Source organism: Mitsuaria sp. TWR114 (genome assembly GCF_007997345.1).
Genome location: NZ_VOSR01001114.1, coordinates 1 through 980, shown reverse-complemented (window position 1 = coordinate 980; position 980 = coordinate 1). Strand labels below are relative to the sequence as shown.

Sequence of the window (980 nt, the reverse complement as noted above, 5' to 3'; positions counted from 1 at the left end):
CGGCGAGATCGAGTCGCTCAAGCGCCTGAAGGACGACGTCAAGGAAGTCCGCGAAGGCTTCGAGTGCGGTATCAAGCTGAAGAACTACAGCGACATCAAGGAAGGCGACCAGCTGGAAGTCTTCGAAATCAAGGAAGTGGCGCGCACGCTGTAACCCAGCCTGCCGCCGCTCCACGCCCGGCGGGTCACCCCCGCCGGGCTTTGTTGTTTGAGAGAGTGAGGAAAGAGCCATGCGTCACAAGCGATCGATCCCCAACCGCGGTCTGCGCGTGGCGGACCAGATCCAGCGCGACCTGGCCGAGCTGATCCGCGAGTTGAAGGACCCGCGCATCGGCATGGTGACGATCAGCGCGTCGAGGTCACGCCCGACTACGCGCATGCCAAGGTGTTCTATTCGCTGCTGGTCGGCGATCAGAAGGCCACCGGCGAGGCCTTGAACGAGGCGGCGGGGTTCCTCCGCAACGGCCTGTTCAAGCGCCTGCAGATCCATACCGTGCCGAGCCTGCATTTCCACTTCGACCGCACGACCGAACGCGCCGCCGAGATGAGCGCCCTGATCGCCAAGGCGAATTCCGACCGAGCCAAGGACGACGAGACCACCGAGGACTGAGCGTCCTCCGAGACTGACAGACGACGCCCCGCGAGGGGCGCCGCACCGTGATGAGCGCAGTAGCCCCCCGCCCCAAGATCGTGAAGCGCGCCGTGCATGGCGTGCTGATGCTGGACAAGCCCCTCGGCCTGACCAGCAATGACGCATTGCAGAAGGTCAAGCGCCTGCTGCGCGCCGAGAAGGCCGGCCACACCGGCACGCTGGATCCGCTGGCGACCGGGCTGCTGCCGCTGACCTTCGGCGCGGCGACCAAGTTCAGCCAGGTCTCGCTGGAGGCCGACAAGGGTTACCGCGCGACGCTGCGGCTGGGCATCACCACGACCACCGGCGATGGCGAGGGCGGGATCCTCGAGCAGCGCGACGCCGTCGC

General features: G+C 66.3%; 2 pseudogenes. Both read left to right on the top strand.

What is annotated here, in order from left to right:
- Nucleotides 1–230: 230 nt before the first annotated feature.
- Nucleotides 231–610: pseudogene (rbfA, locus tag FUT87_RS27965) on the top strand (30S ribosome-binding factor RbfA).
- A 50-nt stretch (nucleotides 611–660) separates the two neighbouring features.
- Nucleotides 661–980, top strand: a pseudogene (gene truB / locus FUT87_RS27960) (tRNA pseudouridine(55) synthase TruB); the annotation flags it as partial.